The organism is Streptomyces sp. H27-C3, from assembly GCF_030063415.1.
Taxonomy (GTDB): domain Bacteria; phylum Actinomycetota; class Actinomycetes; order Streptomycetales; family Streptomycetaceae; genus Streptomyces.
The window spans coordinates 78,073-97,732 of the sequence record NZ_JASITA010000012.1 but is presented as its reverse complement, the minus strand read 5'-3'; the positions used below and the strand labels follow the sequence as shown (position 1 = coordinate 97,732).

At 69.9% G+C, this 19,660-nt stretch carries 14 protein-coding genes; all 14 read left to right on the top strand.

Going from position 1 to position 19,660, the window contains the following annotated elements:
- The first annotated feature begins 53 nt into the window (after nucleotides 1-53).
- Nucleotides 54-1,547, top strand: coding sequence for a sugar ABC transporter ATP-binding protein (locus QMK30_RS14205; protein ID WP_283518144.1), 1,494 nt, complete (start codon nucleotides 54-56; stop codon nucleotides 1,545-1,547).
- Nucleotides 1,544-2,599: an ABC transporter permease gene (locus QMK30_RS14200; RefSeq protein WP_283518143.1), complete on the top strand. Its 1,056-nt coding sequence runs from the start codon at nucleotides 1,544-1,546 to the stop codon at nucleotides 2,597-2,599. Before QMK30_RS14205 ends, QMK30_RS14200 begins: the two co-directional genes overlap by 4 nt.
- Nucleotides 2,600-2,664: 65 nt before the next feature.
- Nucleotides 2,665-3,714 carry a substrate-binding domain-containing protein gene (locus QMK30_RS14195; protein ID WP_283518141.1) on the top strand — a complete coding sequence of 350 codons (1,050 nt, stop codon included), beginning with the start codon at nucleotides 2,665-2,667 and terminating at the stop codon, nucleotides 3,712-3,714.
- Between the two features lie 80 nt (nucleotides 3,715-3,794).
- Nucleotides 3,795-5,030 carry a Gfo/Idh/MocA family protein gene (locus tag QMK30_RS14190; RefSeq protein WP_283518139.1) on the top strand — a complete coding sequence of 412 codons (1,236 nt, stop codon included), beginning with the start codon at nucleotides 3,795-3,797 and terminating at the stop codon, nucleotides 5,028-5,030.
- A 13-nt stretch (nucleotides 5,031-5,043) separates the two neighbouring features.
- Entirely contained in the window at nucleotides 5,044-6,045 is a 1,002-nt protein-coding gene (locus QMK30_RS14185) for a sugar phosphate isomerase/epimerase family protein (RefSeq protein ID WP_283518137.1), read from the top strand.
- An 876-nt stretch (nucleotides 6,046-6,921) separates the two neighbouring features.
- Nucleotides 6,922-10,647: a ThuA domain-containing protein gene (locus QMK30_RS14180; protein ID WP_283518136.1), complete on the top strand. Its 3,726-nt coding sequence runs from the start codon at nucleotides 6,922-6,924 to the stop codon at nucleotides 10,645-10,647.
- A gap of 144 nt (nucleotides 10,648-10,791) precedes the next feature.
- Nucleotides 10,792-11,931 carry an inositol-3-phosphate synthase gene (locus QMK30_RS14175; RefSeq protein WP_283518134.1) on the top strand — a complete coding sequence of 380 codons (1,140 nt, stop codon included), beginning with the start codon at nucleotides 10,792-10,794 and terminating at the stop codon, nucleotides 11,929-11,931.
- A complete protein-coding gene (locus tag QMK30_RS14170) occupies nucleotides 11,928-13,052 on the top strand; it encodes an SCO3242 family prenyltransferase (RefSeq protein WP_283518132.1) in 1,125 nt (374 codons plus the stop codon). The genes QMK30_RS14175 and QMK30_RS14170 overlap by 4 nt, the downstream gene beginning before the upstream one ends.
- 155 nt (nucleotides 13,053-13,207) lie before the next feature.
- Nucleotides 13,208-14,314: a sugar phosphate isomerase/epimerase family protein gene (locus tag QMK30_RS14165; protein WP_283518131.1), complete on the top strand. Its 1,107-nt coding sequence runs from the start codon at nucleotides 13,208-13,210 to the stop codon at nucleotides 14,312-14,314.
- Nucleotides 14,311-15,024, top strand: a complete 714-nt coding sequence (locus tag QMK30_RS14160; RefSeq protein WP_502963142.1) for an EboA domain-containing protein — start codon at nucleotides 14,311-14,313, stop codon at nucleotides 15,022-15,024. Before QMK30_RS14165 ends, QMK30_RS14160 begins: the two co-directional genes overlap by 4 nt.
- The gene (locus QMK30_RS14155; protein ID WP_283518129.1) at nucleotides 15,024-15,872 is read left to right on the top strand and encodes a TatD family hydrolase; all 849 of its coding nucleotides are present in this window, start codon (nucleotides 15,024-15,026) and stop codon (nucleotides 15,870-15,872) included. Before QMK30_RS14160 ends, QMK30_RS14155 begins: the two co-directional genes overlap by 1 nt.
- Nucleotides 15,873-15,890: 18 nt before the next feature.
- Entirely contained in the window at nucleotides 15,891-17,060 is a 1,170-nt protein-coding gene (eboE, locus tag QMK30_RS14150; RefSeq protein ID WP_283518127.1) for a metabolite traffic protein EboE, read from the top strand.
- The gene (locus QMK30_RS14145) at nucleotides 17,057-18,457 is read left to right on the top strand and encodes an alkaline phosphatase family protein (RefSeq protein WP_283518126.1); all 1,401 of its coding nucleotides are present in this window, start codon (nucleotides 17,057-17,059) and stop codon (nucleotides 18,455-18,457) included. Before eboE ends, QMK30_RS14145 begins: the two co-directional genes overlap by 4 nt.
- 81 nt (nucleotides 18,458-18,538) lie before the next feature.
- A complete protein-coding gene (locus tag QMK30_RS14140) occupies nucleotides 18,539-19,603 on the top strand; it encodes a sugar phosphate isomerase/epimerase family protein (RefSeq protein WP_283518282.1) in 1,065 nt (354 codons plus the stop codon).
- Nucleotides 19,604-19,660: the final 57 nt, after the last annotated feature.

Here is a 19,660-nt window from a genome sequence, read left to right as displayed (position 1 = left end):
TCATGGCACCGACGCAAGCAGCTCCACCCTCACCACCGTCCCTTCTTCTCGCGATGTCCGCCATCACCAAGTCGTTCCCGGGAGTGCGCGCACTCGACGGCGTCGACCTGGAGGTCAGGGCGGGCGAAGTCCACTGCCTGCTCGGCCAGAACGGCGCCGGCAAGTCCTCCCTCATCAAGGTGCTCGCAGGGGTCCACCAGCCCGACGACGGCGAAATCACCTGGCAGGGCAAGGTGGTGACGCTCAAGTCGCCGATCGCCGCCATGCGTCTGGGCATCGCCACCATCTACCAGGAACTCGACCTGGTGGAGGGGCTGTCGGTCGCCGAGAACATCTTCCTCGGACACGAGCCCACCGTCGCCGGCTTCGTCGTGAAGGGCCGGACCGCCAAAGCCTCGGCCACCGCCCTGCTCAAGCGCCTCGGCCACCCGGAGATCGACGCGGCCGGCCTGGTCGGTTCGCTCTCCGCCGCCCAGCAGCAGATCGTGTCGATGGCGCGGGCACTCTCCCACGACGTACGGCTGATAGTGATGGACGAGCCGTCGGCCGCCCTCGACCCCGACGAGGTCGACAACCTCTTCCGCATCGTGGCGACACTCACCGCCGGCGGGGTCGCCGTCGTCTACATCTCGCACCGGCTGGAGGAGATCCGCCGCATCGGTGACCGGGTGACCGTCATCAAGGACGGCCGGACCGTCGCGGTCGGACTACCGGCCGAGGACACCCCGACCCGCGAGATCGTGGCGCTGATGACCGGACGCGACGTCGAGCACGTCTTTCCCCAACGACCTTCCAAGACCGTGCAGTTGACCAAACCGGTGCTGCGCGTCGAAGGTCTCTCCAGGGACGGCGAGTTCGCGGCGCTCGACCTGGAGATCCGTGCCGGGGAGATCGTCGGCCTCGCCGGACTGGTGGGGTCGGGGCGCTCCGAGATCCTGGAGACCGTCTACGGCGCACGCAAGGCGACCACCGGCCAGGTCACCGTCGACGGCACCCGGCTGCGCACCGGCAGCGTCCGTGCCGCCGTCCGCGCCGGGGTCGGACTCGCCCCCGAGGAGCGCAAGGCCCAGGCCCTGCTGATGCTCGAATCCGTCACCCGCAACGTGTCGGTGTCGACCCTGTCGCGCTTCTCGCGCGGCGGCTGGCTGGACCGCGGGAAGGAGCGCGCCGCCGCCCAGGCCGCGACCCGCGAACTCTCGCTGCGCCCCGACAACCCCGAAGCGCGCGTCCGCACCCTCTCCGGGGGCAACCAGCAAAAGGCCGTACTGGCACGGTGGTTGCTGCGCGGCTGCCGCGTCCTGCTGCTCGACGAGCCGACCCGCGGTGTCGACGTCGGAGCGCGCGCCGAGCTGTACGCCGTGATCCGCCGGCTGGCCGACGAAGGCCTCGCCGTGCTGCTGGTATCCAGCGAAGTCCCGGAAGTCCTGGGCCTCGCCGACCGGGTGCTCGTACTCAGGGAGGGGCGCGTCGTACACACGGCGCCGGCCCGGGAGCTGGACGAGCACCGGGTACTCGACCTTGTGATGGAAGGGAGCCCGACGCCATGACGCAGTCCTCAACCCCGGCGCAGCACAGTGGGCCGGAGCCCACGGCTGCGCGTCCCCCCGGCAGACAGCGAGAGGGAGTACGGCCGCCGAAACTGAAACTTGGGCTGCGCGCCGACATCCGGACCCTGTCGCTGATCGGTGTCCTCGCCGTACTCATTCTGATCGGCGGCATCACCAAGCCGGACGAGTTCCTGGCCACCAGCAACCTCCAGCTGGTCCTCATCCAGGCGTCCACCATCGGCGTGGTCACCGTGGGCATGACGTTCGTCATCACCAGTGGCGGCATCGACCTGTCGGTCGGCGCGATCGTGGCACTTGCCTCTGTGTGGGCCACGACCGTCGCCACCCAGCAGTACGGTTTCGCCGGCATCCTGTTCACCGCGGTGGTCGTCGGCCTGGCCTGTGGGCTGGTCAACGGGGTGCTGATCGCGTACGGCGGCATGGTGCCGTTCATCGCGACGCTCGCGATGCTGGCAGCCGGACGCGGCCTCGCCCTGCAGATCACCGAGGGCAGGACGCAGTCCGTCGACCCGGACTGCTGCGCGTCCGTGCTCGACCTCGGCGGCCGGGACGCGTACATCCTGGGCATCCCGCCCCTCGCCATCATCTTCGTGGTGGTCGCGGCCATCGGCTGGCTGCTGCTCAACCGCACGACGTTCGGCCGTCGCACGGTCGCGGTCGGCGGCAACCCCGAGGCGACCAGGCTCGCGGGCATCGACGTACGCAGGCAGCGGCTCTACCTCTATCTGCTGTCCGGCCTGTGCTGCGGCATCGCCGCCTTCATGCTGATCGTCCTGTCGGGCTCCGGTCAGAACACCAACGGCAATCTCTACGAACTCGACGCCATCGCCGCCGCCATCATCGGCGGAACGCTGCTGAGCGGCGGCCGGGGAACCATCGTCGGCTCGGTGCTCGGTGTCCTCATCTTCACCACGATCACCAACATCTTCATCCTCAACAACCTGCAGAGCGCCACGCAGCAGATAGCGAAGGGCGCGATCATCGTCGCCGCGGTCCTGGTCCAGCGCCGCACCGCGTCCTCCGAGCATTAGCTGAGTACCCGGACGAACCTGCCTGCTCAGAAATGCCTGACGACACAGACAAAGGGGTCACCGTCATGCCAGAAATCTCCCGAACCAGTCGCAGAGGACTGCTCTTCGGCACCGCGGCCGTCTCCGCCGGCGCCCTCCTCACCGCCTGCACGAGCAACGAGCCGGCCGAGAAGGACAAGCCCGCGGCGAACGACCAGCCCCTCTCCGACGACAAGCCCGGCAAGCAGGTCACCATCGGGTTCGCCGGACCGCAGGCCGACCACGGCTGGCTCAACGCCATCAACGTCAACGCCCGCGAGCGCGCCAAGAAGTACAAGGACGTGACGCTGGACATCACCGAGGGGTCCAATGACACCGCGGCCCAGATAGGCCAGATCGACACCCTGATCAACAAGAAGGTCGACGTACTGGTCATCCTGCCCGCCGACGGCAAGGCCATGACACAAGCGGGCCTGAAGGCCATGCGGGCCGGCATCCCGGTGGTCAACCTCGACCGCATCTTCTCCTCCCCGCAGGCCTACCGCTGCTGGATCGGCGGCGACAACTACGGCATGGGCCTCAGCGCCGGCCGCTACATCGGCGAGCAGCTCAAGGACAAGGCCGACGCCAAGGTCGTCGAGCTCGCCGGCCTGGACAACCTGGAGCTGACCAAGCAGCGCAGCCAGGGCTTCGCGGACGCCCTCAAGAACTACCCGAACATCAAGATGGTGGCCCGCCAGGCAGCCGACTTCACCGTCGAGTCCGGCCAGTCGAAGATGTCCTCGCTGCTCCAGGCGCAGAAGAGCTTCGACGCGCTGTGGAACCACGACGACGACCAGGGAGTCGGCGCGCTCCGGGCCATCGAGCAGGCCGGCCGCGACGAGTTCCTGATGGTGGGCGGCGCGGGCGCGCTCTCCGCCTTCAAGGCGATCAAGTCCGGCAAGGGCGTGCTCAAGGCCACCGTGCTCTACCCGCCCACCATGGCCGCCTCCGCGATCGACCTGGCGCGCGCACTCGGCCAGGGCAAGGGCGTCGGGGGCCTGTCGGAATTCGAGATCCCGGTCTCCTTGACGCTCTACTCGGCCGTCGTCACCAAGGAGAACGTCGACGAGTACATGCCCACGGGCTTCAGCTGACCGCCCCAACCCCGCCGACCGCCGCACCCCGCCCCCCCACCGAGCACTCGACGCGTTCGAGTCCGACAAGGAGGATCCGTATGGCCCGCAGGGAAGAGACCCGGACGGAGCAGGAAGCCGGCGCACCGTCGACGCTCGGCGTCGGGATGGTCGGATACTCGTTCATGGGCGCCGCCCACTCGCAGGGGTGGCGCACCGCGGGCCGGGTGTTCGACCTGCCGGTGCGACCCGTCATGGCAGCCGTCTGCGGCCGTGACCCGCAGGCGGTACGGGCTGCGGCGGACCGGCACGGATGGGCCGCGGCGGAGACCGACTGGCGCGAGGTCATTGCCCGCGACGACGTGCAGATCGTCGACATCTGCACCCCGGGCGACAGCCATGCCGAGATCGCCATCGCGGCGCTGGAGGCGGGCAAGCACGTGCTGTGCGAGAAGCCTCTCGCCAACTCCGTCGCGGAGGCGGAGGCCATGGCGGAGGCGGCCGAACGGGCTCGGGCACGCGGCCAGGTGGCGATGGTCGGGTTCAACTACCGCCGCGTGCCCGCCATCGCGTACGCCCGCCGCATGATCGAGGAGGGCAGGCTGGGGGCGCTGCGGCACGTCCGCGTCACCTACCTCCAGGACTGGCTCGTCGACCCGGACTTCCCGCTCACCTGGCGCCTGGAGCGCGAGCACGCCGGGTCCGGGGCGCTCGGTGACCTGGGGGCGCACATCGTCGACCTCGCGCAGTACCTGGCGGGGGAGCCGCTGGCCGGGGTGTCGGGGCTGACCGAGACGTTCGTACGGTCGCGTCCGCTCCTCACCGAGGCGTCGGCCGGGCTGTCCGGCTCCGGGCGGGCGGCCGAGCGCGGTGAGGTGACCGTCGACGACGCGGCGCTGTTCACCGGCAGGCTCGTGTCCGGGGCGCTCGCTTCCTTCGAGGCGACCCGCACCGCCGCCGGCCGCAAGAACGCGCTCAGCATTGAACTCAACGGTGAGCGCGGCTCGTTGGCCTTCAACCTGGAGCGCCTCAACGAGCTGTCGTTCCACGACCACACCGAGCCCGCCGTCACCGCCGGATTCCGCCGGATCCTGGTGACCGAGCCCGAGCACCCGTATCTGGAGGCGTGGTGGCCGCCCGGCCACGCCCTGGGCTACGAGCACACCTTCGTCCATCAGGCGCGCGACCTGATCCACACCATCGCCAACGGCACCGACCCCTCGCCGTCCTTCGCGGACGGACTCCAGGTGCAGCGGGTGCTGGCGGCGGTGGAGGAGAGCGCCGAGAAGAACGCCGTGTACACACCCGTACTGCCCGTACTGCCCGTACGCCCGTAGGAGGTTGTCAGGTATGGCACGTCCCTTCACTCTCTTCACCGGCCAGTGGGCCGATCTGCCGCTGGAGGAGGTCTGCCGCCTCGCCCGCGACTTCGGTTACGACGGCCTCGAACTCGCCTGCTGGGGTGACCACTTCGAGGTCGACAAGGCGATCGGCGATCCCGGCTATCTCGACTCCCGGCACCAGCTGCTCGACAAGTACGGCCTGAAGTGCTTCGCCATCTCCAACCACCTGGTGGGCCAGGCCGTCTGCGACAACCCGATCGACGAGCGGCACCAGGCCATCCTGCCCGCCCGCATCTGGGGCGACGGCGAGCCCGAGGGCGTACGGCAGCGGGCGGCCGAGGAGATGAAGGACACCGCCCGCGCGGCGGCGGCCTTCGGGGTGCGGACCGTCATCGGGTTCACCGGCTCGTCGATCTGGCACCTGGTTGCGATGTTCCCGCCGGTCCCGCCGCACATGATCGAGCGCGGTTACGAGGACTTCGCCGAGCGCTGGAACCCGATCCTGGACGTCTTCGACGCCGAGGGGGTGCGCTTCGCCCACGAGGTGCACCCCAGTGAGATCGCGTACGACTACTGGACCACGCAGCGCGCGCTGGAGGCGGTCGGCCACCGGCCCGCCTTCGGGCTGAACTTCGACCCCAGCCATTTCGTCTGGCAGGACCTGGACCCGGTCGGTTTCCTCTACGACTTCCGCGACCGCATCTACCACGTGGACTGCAAGGAGTCGCGCAAGCGCCTCGACGGACGCAACGGGCGGCTCGGGTCCCATCTGCCTTGGGGCGACCCGCGGCGCGGCTGGGACTTCGTGTCGGCGGGGCACGGCGACGTTCCGTGGGAGGACGTGTTCCGGATGCTGAACTCCATCAACTACGAGGGACCGGTTTCCGTCGAGTGGGAGGACGCCGGCATGGACCGGCTGCAGGGTGCGCCGGAAGCGCTTTCGCAGCTGAAGCACTTCAGTTTCGACCCGCCGTCCAGTTCGTTCGACGCCGCGTTCAGCAGCGATTGACGGGTCCGCACGGGAATTGACACACGGCACCAAGGATGTCCGTTACGGCGTCCCGTGGAGGGCGTACCGGACACCCGATCAGGAATGCGCCACTCACCCTTCGGCGTTCTCCTTGGTCTCTGGCTTTGCGTTCAGTAATGTGAAGGAGAGGTCTTCCATTTTCTTTCCGCCGGGGGAGCTGTTCAAGGAAGGCGCCATCCGGCCCGGTGTCGGATTCCTCCTCGCTCGCCGCGCTCCTGGTCCGGTTTCAGGATTCGCCCTTGCCGATCGCACCGTTGTCATAGGGCAGCATCGAGCTTTCGTCGAGCCCACGCCACCGTGACGGCCGCAGCCGCGACGGCCGTGCTCGCGACTCGTTTTCCTATTCGCACCACATGCCTCTCCCTGAACGATCGGAGGAGTCTTTGCCAGTGCGAGAATTGCAGCAGGATTACCGAGAAGTCAACTAGTTGGTAGCTTTTGCAAATGTTGGCAGCGAACGTGCTGCCGGGAGCGGACGGTCCGCCATGGAGGGCTCGGTCCCGCTGTGATGTGCGGCTGTGTTTCCCGCGCGCCCCTCGCGTCGGCCGCCCTGTGTGAAGGGGCTTGAGCTGGCCCGACGACGGAATGACGGCCGGCGCTTTGTCCTTTGGCGGGAAGAAGTGGAACTTCCTTCCTGCACAAGGGCTTTCCGTGCCGGACGAACCAGGCTACCGTCCCTGAGATGTACAGGACATGAGCGGTTCCGGGGTGACGGCGCACTCCGGATACCGCGATCCGAGAGCTTCACGCCCCGGCGCGGCGCACGACAAGCACCGTCCGTGAGGCGAGCGCGGCAGTCCCCGCGCGGCACGGCAGCACCCGCCCGTTCAACCGGCTCACTTCCGGAGGACACTCGTGCACAGACAACGGCTCAGAGCCCGAAAAGCACTCGCTCTACTCACCGGCAGCCTGCTCGCCGGCGCATCACTGGCCTTCACGGCCCCCCAGGCCATCGCCGCCGAGAAGCCCGTTTCCGGCGGGGCCGCCGACTCGGCCGTCGCTGCCGAGGACTTCCAGCAGGTCACCCTCGCCAAGGGCGAGCCCGAGACGGGCGAGCCGATGTCGCTCGCCGTGCTCCCCGACCGCACCGTGCTGCACACCTCGCGCGACGGAGAACTGCGGAGCACCGACGCCGCGGGCAACACCCGCGTCATCGGGTCGATCCCGGTCTACTCGCACGACGAAGAGGGACTCCAGGGCATCGGCATCGACCCGAAGTTCAACGAGAACCGGCAGATCTATCTCTATTACGCACCTCCCCTGAGCACCCCTGCGGGCGACGCCCCCAATGAGGGCACCCCGGCCGACTTCGAGAAGTTCGACGGCGTGAACCGGCTCTCCCGCTTCGTCCTGAAGGCCGACGGCAGCCTCGACAACGCCAGCGAGAAGAAGGTCATCGACGTCCCCGCCACCCGGGGCATCTGCTGTCACGTCGGCGGCGACATCGACTTCGACGCACAGGGCAACCTCTACCTGTCGACCGGCGACGACTCCAACCCCTTCGCCTCCGACGGCTTCACCCCCATGGACGAGCGCCCCGGGCGCAACCCCGCCTACGACGCGCGGCGCACCTCGGGCAACACCAATGACCTCCGCGGCAAGATCCTCCGTATCAAGGTGAACGCGGACGGCTCGTACGTGGCTCCCGACGGCAACCTCTTCGCCCCGGGCACCGACAAGACGCGCCCCGAGATCTACGCGATGGGCTTCCGCAACCCCTTCCGGTTCAGCATCGACAAGCCCACCGGCGTCCTGTATGTCGGTGACTACGGCCCCGACGCGGGCGCCGCCGACCCCAAGCGCGGTCCGGCGGGACAGGTCGAGTTCGCCCGGGTGACCAAGCCCGGCAACTTCGGCTGGCCCTTCTGCACCGGCAAGAACGACGCCTATGTCGACTACGACTTCGCCACGAAGGAATCCGGCGCGAAGTTCGACTGCGCCAACCTGAGGGACACCTCGCCGTACAACACGGGACTGACCGACCTGCCGCCCGCGCAGGAGGCCTGGATTCCGTACGACGGCGGATCCGTGCCCGACTTCGGCACCGGCTCGGAGTCCCCGATGGGCGGCCCCGTCTACCGTTACGACGCGAACCTCGACTCGCCGGTAAAGTTCCCCGAGGCGTACGACGGTGACTTCTTCGCCACCGAGTTCGGTCGGCGCTGGATCAAGCGCATCGAGCAGGACGCCGACGGCAACGTCCAGTCCATCAACCCCGTCCCGTGGACCGGCACCCAGGTGATGGACTCGGCCTTCGGCCCGGACGGCGCGCTGTACATCCTCGACTACGGCACCGCCTGGTTCGGCGGCGACGAGCACTCCGGTCTCTACCGCATCGAGAACGCCACCGGCGGCCACTCACCGGTCGCCGAGGCCGCGGCCGACAAGACATCGGGACAGACCCCGCTGCGGGTGAAGTTCTCCTCGGCCGGCACCACCGACTCCGACGGTGACGCGCTCAGGTACTCGTGGGCGTTCGGCGACGGCGGAACATCGACGGCCGCCAACCCCACATACGCGTACAAGAAGAACGGCACTTACACCGCCACAGTCACCGCCAAGGACTCCACCGGCAGGACCGGCTCCGCGAGCGTGCGGGTCGTCGTCGGCAACACCGCACCCAAGGTGACGCTGGAGCTGCCGGGCGACGGCCAGCTCTTCAACTTCGGCGACGACGTGCCCTTCAAGGTGAAGGTCACCGACGCGCAGGACGGCGCGATCGACTGCGCCAAGGTCAAGGTGACATACGTCCTGGGCCACGACAGCCACGGCCACCCAATCACCTCGGCCAACGGCTGCTCCGGAATCCTCAAGACCCCGGCCGACAGCAGCCACGACCCGAACGCCAACATCTTCGCGGTCTTCGACGCCGAGTACACCGACGGCGGAGGCGGCGGCCAGGAGGCGCTGACCACCCACTCTCAGAAGGTGCTTCAGCCCAAGCAGCGCCAGGCCGAGCACTTCTCCAAGTCGAGCGGCGTCAACGTCTTCGACAAGGCGACCGCGCACGGCGGCAGGACCGTCGGCGACATCGGCAACGGCGACTGGATCGCCTTCTCGCCCTACCTGATGGCCGACGCCACCTCACTGACCGCCCGCGTCTCATCGGGCGGGACCGGCGGCACCCTGGAAGTACGCACCGGCTCACCCGGCGGCAAGCTCATCGGCTCCACCGTCGTCCCGGTGACCGGTGGCTGGGACAAATTCCAGGACGTCACCACGACCATCACGAAGCCCCCGACCAAGACCACCACGCTCTACCTGGTCTTCAAGGGCGGTGACGGCGCCCTCTACGACGTGGACGACTTCATCTTCTCCACCGCCAAGGGCGACGCCACACCCAAGAAGCGGCTCCTGGTCTTCTCCAGGACCGCGGGCTTCCGCCACGACTCCATCCCCGAGGGCGTCAAGGCCCTCAAGGAACTCGGCGCGCAGCGCGGCCTGGCCGTCGACGCCACTGAGGAAGCCCAGCAGTTCACCCCGCAGAACCTGGCACGTTACGACGCCGTGGTCTTTCTCTCCACGACCGGTGATGTGCTGAACGCCAACCAGCAGACGGTCTTTGAGCAGTACGTCGCGGACGGCGGCGGCTACATGGGCGTCCACGCCGCGGCCGACACCGAGTACGACTGGAAGTTCTACGGCGGCCTCGTCGGCGCCTACTTCGACTCGCACCCGCAGATCCAGCCGGCGACCGTACGCGTCGAGGACCACGACCACCCCGCCACCGCGCACCTGGAGAACAGCTTCCAGCGCACCGACGAGTGGTACAACTACCGCACCAACCCGCGCGAGCAGGCCCGCGTCCTGGCCACCCTGGACGAGACCACCTACACCGGCGGCAACATGAAGGGCGATCACCCGATCGCCTGGTGCCAGCCGTACGAGGGCGGGCGCTCCTTCTACACCGGCGGCGGCCACACCAAGGAGTCGTACGCCGAACCAGCTTTCCGCAAGCACCTGTTGGGCGGAATGCTGTACGCCGCAGGGATCGCCAAGGCCGACTGCCGTCCCTCCAAGGACTACCGGCCGCTCTTCAACGGCGAGACCCACGAGGGCTGGAAGCAGGCGGGCCCCGGATCCTTCGAGATCAAGGACCGCACGCTGAACTCCACCGGCGGCATGGGCCTCCTGTGGAACCAGTCCAAGGAGCTCAAGTCGTACTCCCTGAAGGCCGACTGGAAGATGACCGGCGACAGCAACTCCGGGATCTTCGTGGGCTTCCCGGCCTCCGACGACCCGTGGTCGGCCGTCAACAAGGGCTACGAGATCCAGATCGACGCGAGCGACGCACCGGACCGGACCACCGGCTCCGTCTACGGCTCCAAGGCCGCGAACATCGCGGCACGTGACGCCGCACTCAACCCGCCCGGCGAATGGAACAGCTACGAGATCCGGGTCGAGGGAGAGCGGCTCCGCGTCTTCCTCAACGGGGTGAAGATCAACGACTTCACCAATACCGACCCCGCCCGCAGCCTGGCCCAGGGGCACATCGGCCTGCAGAACCACGGTGCGGACGACAAGGTCTCCTTCCGCGACATCAAGGTCAAGGAGCTGCCCGCGAAGCCGGACACCCCCTAGACCCCGCAGGACCGGCGGCGGGCGGGAGCACGCCGAGCCCCGCCCGCCGTCTCTTCCCCGCCCTTCGTCCTTGTCTTTCGTCTTCAGTTCTTTCGTATTCGTCTTTCTTCGGCATCCCAAGAATCCTTGGCAGGGAGGCAGCCCGTGATCACCAACCCCGACGAGACATCCACATCCACGGCACGAACCGGAGTGTGGTTCGTCGGAGCACGCGGCTCCGTCGCCACGACCGCCGTCGCGGGCTGCGCCGCCCTCACGGCGGGACTCCACCCGACCGACGGCATGGTCACCGAGACACCGGCCTTCGCGAAGAGCGGCCTGCCGTCCCTGTCGTCGCTCGTGTTCGGCGGGCACGACACCATGAGCTGCCCCCTGCCCAAGCGTGCGGATTCGCTGGAGGCGGGGGGCGTCCTGCCGCACGGACTGGTGTCGGCGGTACGCGCCGAACTGGCCGCCGCCGACCAGGAGATACGGACCGGGGGACCGCTGGCCGGAGACACCCGCAGCGACGAGGAACTGATCTCCGCCTTCGCCGCGGACCTGCGCGACTTCGCGCGGCGCCAGGAACTCGAACGGGTCGTCGTCGTCAACGTCGCCTCCACCGAACCGGCCCCCGACGACCAGTCCGCGTCCCTGCCGGCGAGCTCCCTGTACGCGGCGGCCGCGCTGCGGGCCGGCTGTCCGTACGTCAACTTCACCCCCTCCACCGGGCTGCGCGTCGCAGCCCTCCAGGATGCCGTGGCAGCGAGCGGACTTCCCCACGCGGGCCGTGACGGCAAGACGGGCCAGACGCTGCTCCGTTCCGTGCTCGCCCCGATGTTCGTGCAGCGCGCCCTGACCGTACGGGCGTGGTCCGGCACGAACCTCCTCGGCGGCGGGGACGGGGCGGCGCTGGCCGACCCGGCCGCGGCGGCGGCGAAGAACGCGGGCAAGAACCGCGTACTGGCCGAGACGCTCGGCGCGCTGCCGGAGGGCGACGTGCACATTGACGACGTCCCGGCGCTGGGTGAGTGGAAGACGGCCTGGGACCACATCGCCTTCGATGGGTTCCTCGGCTCCCGCATGATCCTCCAGACGACCTGGCAGGGCTGCGACTCGGCGTTGGCGGCGCCGCTGGTTTTGGACCTCGCACGACTGGTGGCCCGCGCGCACCAAGCTGGCATCTCGGGGCCGCTGCCCGAGCTCGGCTTCTACTTCAAGGACCCGGATGGCGGGCCGGCGGCGCTGGCCGAGCAGTACATGGCCCTGCTGTCCTTCGCGGACCGCGTGCGGGAGGCCCGATGACGCCCGCCTCCACGGGTGGCATCGGCCTGGGCGCGTGGGCGGAACTCCTGCGCGTCTCGGCACTGTTCACCGTGCCGGGCGATGCCCTGGCGGGCGCGGCCTCCCTGGGGGTACGCCCCCACCGGGGCACCGCGCTGGCCGTCGGCGCGTCGCTGTGTCTGTATGAGGCGGGCATGGCCCTCAACGACTGGGCGGACCGGGACGAGGACGCGGTGGACCGCCCACACCGCCCGCTCCCCTCGGGCCGCATCACCCCGGGCGCGGCCCTGCTCGCGGCAACGGCTCTGACGGCAGCGGGCCTCACTTGCGCGGCCGTGGCAGGCCGTCCGGCCCTGACGGTCGCCGGCGCCCTGGCCGCCACGATCTGGGCGTACGACCTGCGCCTGAAGCACACCCCGGCAGCCTCGGCGACCATGGCCACGGCCCGGGCGCTTGACCTGCTGCTGGGCGCGACGGCGACGGCGACGGGGACGGTGGGTGCGGGGACTGGTGCGGTGCCGAGGACTGCGTGGCGTTCAAGGCCCGCGGGGGACCGACTTCCGTGGTCGTGGCGTCCAACGCCCGGGGGAGACCGACTTCCGTGGTCGTGGGGCCCAAGGGCCGGGGCCGGTGGTTCCGGTGTGCGGGATGCGCTGCCCGCCGCGGCGATGCTCGGCGCGCATACCTACGCGGTGACGGCGGTGTCGCGCCGCGAGGCGCACGGCGGGTCGACGGCCGTACCGCTCGCGGCCCTGGCCACGGCCGCGCTGCTGGCGGGCGTGGCAGGCCGCACACCACCGGGGCAGCCGCACCGGCCGATCGTGTCGGCAGCCGCCGACTCCGGCTCCGAGGGGGACTCCGGTTCCGGCTTGCGCAGGGCGATACGTATTGCCACACACCTGGCAACCCCCGCCGCTGTAGCGGCCGTCGCCTACTTCCGCACCGCGGCCACACCTCTCCTGCATGCCGCGCTCAATCCGTCGCCGCCCCTTACCCAGCGTGCGGTCGGCGGTGGGATCCGGGCCATGATCCCACTACAGGCCGCACTGGCGGCGCGCGGCGGGGCGGTCGGTACCGGAGTCGCGCTGATCGGACTCCTGCCCATCGCCCGGAAGCTCTCGCGGAGGGTCAGCCCCACATGAGCCACACCCCGGCCCCAGACCGCGTCCCGTTCACCGACCGCACCCCGGGCGCGAGCAGCCCACCCCAAGCGGGCCGAGCCTCGGACCCGGGCCGCACCCCAGACCCGGGCCGCACCCCGGACTCTGGCCGCCCCTCGAACACGGACCGTACCCACATGAACCGAGCCCCAGACCCTGGCCGCACCCCGGACCCTGGCCGAGCCTCGAACACGGACCGCCCCCCGGCTCAGGGCCCCACCCCGGCTCAGGGCCCCACCCAGGATCCGAGCGGCACTCAGGATCCGAGCGGCACCCCGATCCGCTTCGGCTACGGCACCAACGGGCTTACCGATCTCCGTCTCGACGACGCCCTCTCCCTCCTCGCCGATCTCGGCTACGACGGGGTCGGGCTGACCCTCGACCACATGCACCTCGACCCGCTCGCCCCCGAACTCGCCGCCCGCACCGCCCGGGTGGCGCATCGGCTGGCGCAGCTTGGCCTTGGCGTCACTGTCGAGACCGGCGCACGGTACGTCCTCGATCCGCGCCGCAAGCACGGCCCGTCGCTGCTCGACCCGGCCCCCGAAGGCCGCGCCGCCCGAGTGAAGTTGCTCATCACAGCCGTGCGGGTATCGGCCGATCTGGGTGCGCACGCCGTGCACTGCTTCAGCGGGATCATCCCTGAAGGGACCTCGCCGGAGACGGCCTGGAAGCGGCTCGCGGAGTCGATGGCGCCCGTCGTCGACGCCGCTGCCCAGGCAGGCGTACCACTCGCCGTCGAGCCCGAACCTGGTCACCTCCTCGCCAGCCTCGCTGACTTCCACCACCTGCGCCGCACCCTCGGCGAACCCGACCCCCAACTGCTCGGCCTCACGCTCGACATCGGCCACTGCCAGTGCCTGGAGTCCGCCTCGCCCGCCGACTGCGTACGCGAGGCCGCGCCTTGGCTGCGGCACGTACAGATCGAGGACATGCGTCGCGGGGTCCACGAGCATCTGCCTTTCGGTGACGGTGAGATCGACTTCCCGCCGGTCCTGCGCGCCCTCGCAGCCACCGGCTACCAGGGACTGACGGTCGTCGAACTGCCCCGCCACTCCCACGCGGGCCCCGACCAGGCCGAACGGTCGCTGCGCTTCCTGCGCCAAGCCGATGCGGAGGCCCGTGCCGCAGTCGCAGCCGGAGCCGCAGCCCATGCCGAGCCCGAGGCCGCCCCCGCAGCCCCACCCGCAACGCAACCCGAAGCGCACCCGTGCCCCGCAGCCGCAGGAGGCGCGTCGTGTTGACCGACCTGATCCACAGTACGACCGCGACCACCCCCGCTCTGCAAGCGGCACTCGAAGCCCGCCTGGGCGGCGCCGGCCGCGCCTGGCTGCACGAGGGGCTGGCCGAGGCGGAGGCGGCGGCGGCCGCGTCACCAGGCCCGGCCGACGACTCTGCCCAGTTGTCCCTGCCGACCTGGGAGATCCGCTTCGCCGAGGCAGGCCGCCACTGCCGTCCCGCCCCGGACCCGGACGGCGGTACCGCCCCCGACGGACCCGACCTCACGGACGTGGCCCGCGTGCTGCTCCTGCACACGGTGGGGGCCGACCACACCACGGCCGACCGGCTCTACGCCCACGGCACCGCCGCCGAACGACGCGCCGTCCTGCTCGCACTGCCCCACCTGGGCGGCCTCGGCGCCGACGCCCTGCCGCTGGTCGAGGACGCGTTGCGCACCAACGACACCCGTCTGGTCGCCGCCGCGGTGGGCCCGTACGCCTTCGAGCATCTGGACCAGCACGCCTGGCGGCACGCCGTGCTCAAGTGCCTCTTCACAGGCGTCCCGGTCGCAGCCGTCGACGGCCTCGCTCTGCGCGCCCAGGCCGACTCCGAACTGGCCAGGATGCTCCGCGACTACGCCGCCGAGCGCACCGCCGCCGGCCGCCCGGTCCCGGACGATCTGCACCGCGTCCTGTCCCTCACGGCCACGGCCGCCCCCACAGAGGAGTCCTGATGCGCATCTTCGACCCCCATATCCACATGACCTCCCGCACCACGGACGACTACGAGGCGATGTACGCCGCCGGGGTACGCGCCGTCGTCGAGCCGTCCTTCTGGCTGGGCCAGCCCCGCACCTCGCCCGCCAGTTTCTTCGACTATTTCGACGCGCTTCTCGGCTGGGAACCCTTCCGCGCCGCCCAGTACGGCATCGCCCACCACTGCACGCTCGCCCTCAACCCCAAAGAGGCGAACGACCCCCGCTGCGCCCCCGTTCTCGACGCGCTGCCCCGCTATCTCGTCAAGGACTCCGTCGTCGCCGTCGGCGAGATCGGCTACGACTCGATGACCCCCGCCGAGGACACCGCCCTCGCCGCCCAGCTCCAGCTCGCCGCCGACCACGCCCTGCCCGCGCTCGTCCACACTCCGCACCGCGACAAGCTCGTCGGTCTGCGTCGCACCATCGACGTCATCCGCGAATCGCACCTCCCCCCGGAACACGTACTGCTCGACCACCTCAATGAAACAACCGTAAAGGCCGCCGCTGACAGCGGCTGCTGGCTCGGCTTCTCCATCTACCCCGGCACCAAGATGGACGAGGACCGCATGGTCGCCGTCATCAAGGACCACGGCACGAACAAGGTCCTGGTCAACTCCGCCGCGGACTGGGGCAAAAGCGACCCGCTCATGACCCGCAGGGTGGGCGACGCACTGCTCGCCGCCGGGTTCAGCGACGACGACGTGGACAAGGTCCTGTGGCGCAACCCGGTCGCCTTCTACGGGCTCAGCGGCCGCCTCCAGCTCGACGTCCCCGCCCTCGACGCCCTGCACGAGGGCAACTCCATCCTGCGCGGCGGGGAATAAGGGGCGAGGAGAGCCACCATGCGCTTCCGCCACCCCGACGGCTCCACCGTCCACCTCGCGTACTGCACCAACGTCCACCCGGCAGAGACGCTCGACGGCGTACTCGCCCAGCTCCGCGACCACTGCGAGCCCGTCCGCAGGCGCCTGGGCCGGGACCGGCTCGGCATCGGCCTGTGGCTCGCCAAGGACGCGGCGCACACCCTGATCACTGACCCGGCGGCGCTGCGCGGGCTGCGCGCCGAGCTGGACCGGCGCGGCCTCGAAGTGGTCACCCTCAACGGTTTCCCGTACGAGGGGTTCGGTGCCGAAGAGGTCAAGTACCGCGTGTACAAGCCGGACTGGACCGACCCGGCGCGCCTCGCCCACACCACCGACCTGGCCCGCCTGCTCTGCGCGCTGCTGCCGGACGACGTCACCGAAGGCACCATCTCCACCCTCCCGCTCGCCTGGCGCACCCACTTCGACGACGTGGCGGCCGAGGTCGCCCGCAGTGCCCTCACCACGCTCTCCGAGCGGCTCGACGCCCTGGAGGAACTGACCGGGAAATCGATACGCGTCGGACTCGAACCCGAGCCCGGCTGCACCGTCGAAACCACGTCGGACGCCATCGCCCCGCTCACCGCCCTGGCCGGCCACCGCGTCGGCATCTGCGTCGACACCTGCCACCTCGCCACCTCCTTCGAGGATCCGGCCACTGCCATCGGCGCACTCACCGCGGCCGGCGTCACCATCCCCAAGGCGCAGCTGTCCGCGGCCCTGCACGCCGAGCACCCCCACCTCCCCGAGGTGCGGGAGGCACTCGCCGCCTTCGCCGAACCCCGCTTCCTCCACCAGACCCGCACCTCCACCAGCGCGGGCCTGCGCGGCACCGACGACCTGGCGGAGGCCCTCGCGGGCGGCGCTCTCCCCGACGGCACGCCCTGGCGCGCCCACTTCCACGTCCCCCTGCACGCCCCGCCCGCCGCACCGCTCACCTCTACCCTCCCCGTGCTCCAGGACGCCATGACCCAGCTGGTCGGCGGCCCCGCGCCGCTCACCCGCCACCTCGAAGTCGAGACGTACACCTGGCAGGCACTCCCGGCCGAACTGCGCCCCAGGAACCGGACCCAGCTCGCCGACGGGATCGCCGCCGAACTCACCCTCGCCCGCGACCTCCTGGTCGACCTCGGCCTCAAGGAACTGCCGTGACGGACACGCCCGATGCCACCACCTCTCCCACCCCCCTCCTCGTCCTGGACGTCGTCGGCCTGACCCCCCAACTGCTCGCCCACATGCCGCGTCTGCGGCAACTCGCCCGGTCCGGCTCCCAGGCCCCGCTGGGCACCGTCCTGCCCGCCGTGACCTGCGCGGCCCAGTCGACCTTCCTCACCGGCACCACCCCCGCCGAACACGGCATCGTCGGCAACGGCTGGTACTTCCGGGACATCGGCGAGGTACTCCTGTGGCGCCAGCACAACGGTCTGGTCGCCGGCGACAAGGTCTGGGACGCAGCCCGTCGCGCACACCCCGACTACACCGTCGCCAACATCTGCTGGTGGTACGCGATGGGCGCCGACACCGACTTCACGGTCACGCCCCGCCCCGTCTACTACGCCGACGGCCGCAAGGAACCCGACTGCTACACGCGCCCACCGGCCCTGCACGACGAGCTCACCGAGGTGTTCGGTACGTTCCCCCTCTTCCACTTCTGGGGTCCCGGCGCAGGTCTCGTGTCCTCGCGGTGGATCGTGAACGCGACCCGCCACATCATGCGCACCCGCCACCCCGACCTGGCCCTGTGCTACGTCCCGCACCTTGACTACGACCTCCAGCGCTACGGCCCCGACGACCCCCGCGCCTACCGGGCCGCCGCCGAGCTCGACGACGTACTCGCGCCGCTCCTCGACGACGCGCAGGCCGAGGGCCGTACCGTCGTCGCGCTCTCCGAGTACGGCATCACCCGGGTGTCCCGTGCCGTCGACATCAACCGGACGCTGCGCCGGGCCGGCCTCGTCGAGGTGCACACCCAGGACGGCATGGAGTACCTCGACCCGATGACCTCGCGGGCATTCGCGGTCGCCGACCACCAGCTCGCGCACGTCTACGTACGCCGCCCCGAGGACCTCGAAGCGACCCGGGCGGCCCTCGACGGGCTGCCGGGCATCGCCGAACTCCTCGACGACGAGGGCAAGAAGGCCCACGGGCTCGACCATCCGCGCTCGGGCGAACTGGTCGCCGTCGCCGAACCGGACTCCTGGTTCACCTACTACTACTGGCTCGACGATGCGAAGGCACCCGACTTCGCCCAGCTCGTCGAGATCCACCGCAAGCCCGGCTACGACCCCGTCGAGCTGTTCATGGACCCTCTCGACCCTTACGTACGCCTCAAGGCCGGAGTGGCGCTCGCCCGCAAGAAGCTCGGCATGCGCTACCGCATGGCGGTCGTGCCGCTCGACCCGTCACCTATTCGCGGCAGCCACGGCCGCCTCCCCGCGAGCGACGAAGAAGGTCCGCTCATCCTGTGCTCCACCCCCCACGCTGTCACCGGCCGTGTCGCGGCCACCGACGTGAAATCCCTGCTCCTCCAGCTTGCCGGACTGCACTGACAACGAACTGCACGGACAGACCACACTGACAAAGGAGTTCCGTCCATGAGCCCCATGAGCCCCATGAGCCCCATGAGCCCCATGAGCCGCAAAAACACCCCCGTCGACCCCGAGCTCGACCGCAAGCTCTCCAGACGCGGCATGCTCGGCGTAGCCGCCGGCGCGTCCGTCGCCGCCCTCCTCGGCACCGCGGCCCCGGCCACTGCCGCCGTACCCACTGCCGCCGTACCCACCGCCGCCGCGCTCGGCAAGGGCCGGGGCACGCCCGTCCTGCCCCCCGGCCGCCTGGGCGTCCAGCTGTACTCCCTGCGCGACAAGGTCTCCAGCCTCGGCTTCGCCAAGGTATTCGCAGAGTTGCGGCGCTACGGCTACGACGAGGTCGAGTACGCCGGGTACACCCAGGGCTCGGTGGGCGCCATCACCCTCGCCCAGCTCCGGCAGCTCACCCGCGACCACGGCCTGCGCGGCATAGGCAGCCACGTCAACTACTACGACGACAACAACCCCGGTGCCTACAGCTTCGCGCAGAACCTCGACAAGGTCCTCGACGACGCCCAGGCGCTCGGCCTCAAGCACATCGGCACGGCCTCGGGCCCCTGGCGCTACGGCGCGACCGTCGACGGCTGGAAGCGCTGCGCGGAGGACTTCAATCACTACGGCGCCGAGGCCCGCAAGCGCGGCATGAAATTCTACCAACACAACCACGCGGAGGAGTTCTCCTTCGCCACCGACAAGCCCAAGGTCCGCCTCTACGACATCCTGCTCGCCGAGACCGACCCCGACCTGGTCTTCCTGGAGATGGACATCTACTGGGCGTACGCCGCCCAGTTCCGCTTCGGCAAGCGTATCGACGGCACCCCGGCGCCCTTCGACCCGCTGCGCTACGTACTGAAGCAGCCCGACCGCTACCCGCTCTTCCACGTCAAGGACGGTGAGCACGACGAGACCGCCAGGGACGGCTACCGGATGGTGGACGTCGGCGACGGGGACATCGACTACAAGCGGTTCATCTCCGCGGTCTCCAAGACCCGTGGCGGGCGCCGTGACCACCACTGGCAGGTGGAGCACGACAACCCGGTCGAGTCGTTCGCCTTCGCCCGTAAATCCAGCGCGCATCTGCACTCGCTGCGCGAGAAGGACTGCTAGGACGTGTTTGAGATGTTGATCAAGATCATGAAATGATCTTGATCAACATCTCAAACA

Bases quoted from the DNA above. Each gene is read 5' to 3' on its own strand.
- QMK30_RS14205 (WP_283518144.1), top strand. From the start codon at position 54: ATGTCCGCCATCACCAAGTCGTTCCCGGGAGTGCGCGCACTCGACGGC.
- QMK30_RS14200 (WP_283518143.1), top strand. From the start codon at position 1,544: ATGACGCAGTCCTCAACCCCGGCGCAGCACAGTGGGCCGGAGCCCACG.
- QMK30_RS14195 (WP_283518141.1), top strand. From the start codon at position 2,665: ATGCCAGAAATCTCCCGAACCAGTCGCAGAGGACTGCTCTTCGGCACC.
- QMK30_RS14190 (WP_283518139.1), top strand. From the start codon at position 3,795: ATGGCCCGCAGGGAAGAGACCCGGACGGAGCAGGAAGCCGGCGCACCG.
- QMK30_RS14185 (WP_283518137.1), top strand. From the start codon at position 5,044: ATGGCACGTCCCTTCACTCTCTTCACCGGCCAGTGGGCCGATCTGCCG.
- QMK30_RS14170 (WP_283518132.1), top strand. From the start codon at position 11,928: ATGACGCCCGCCTCCACGGGTGGCATCGGCCTGGGCGCGTGGGCGGAA.
- QMK30_RS14165 (WP_283518131.1), top strand. From the start codon at position 13,208: ATGAACCGAGCCCCAGACCCTGGCCGCACCCCGGACCCTGGCCGAGCC.
- QMK30_RS14155 (WP_283518129.1), top strand. From the start codon at position 15,024: ATGCGCATCTTCGACCCCCATATCCACATGACCTCCCGCACCACGGAC.
- eboE (WP_283518127.1), top strand. From the start codon at position 15,891: ATGCGCTTCCGCCACCCCGACGGCTCCACCGTCCACCTCGCGTACTGC.
- QMK30_RS14140 (WP_283518282.1), top strand. From the start codon at position 18,539: ATGAGCCGCAAAAACACCCCCGTCGACCCCGAGCTCGACCGCAAGCTC.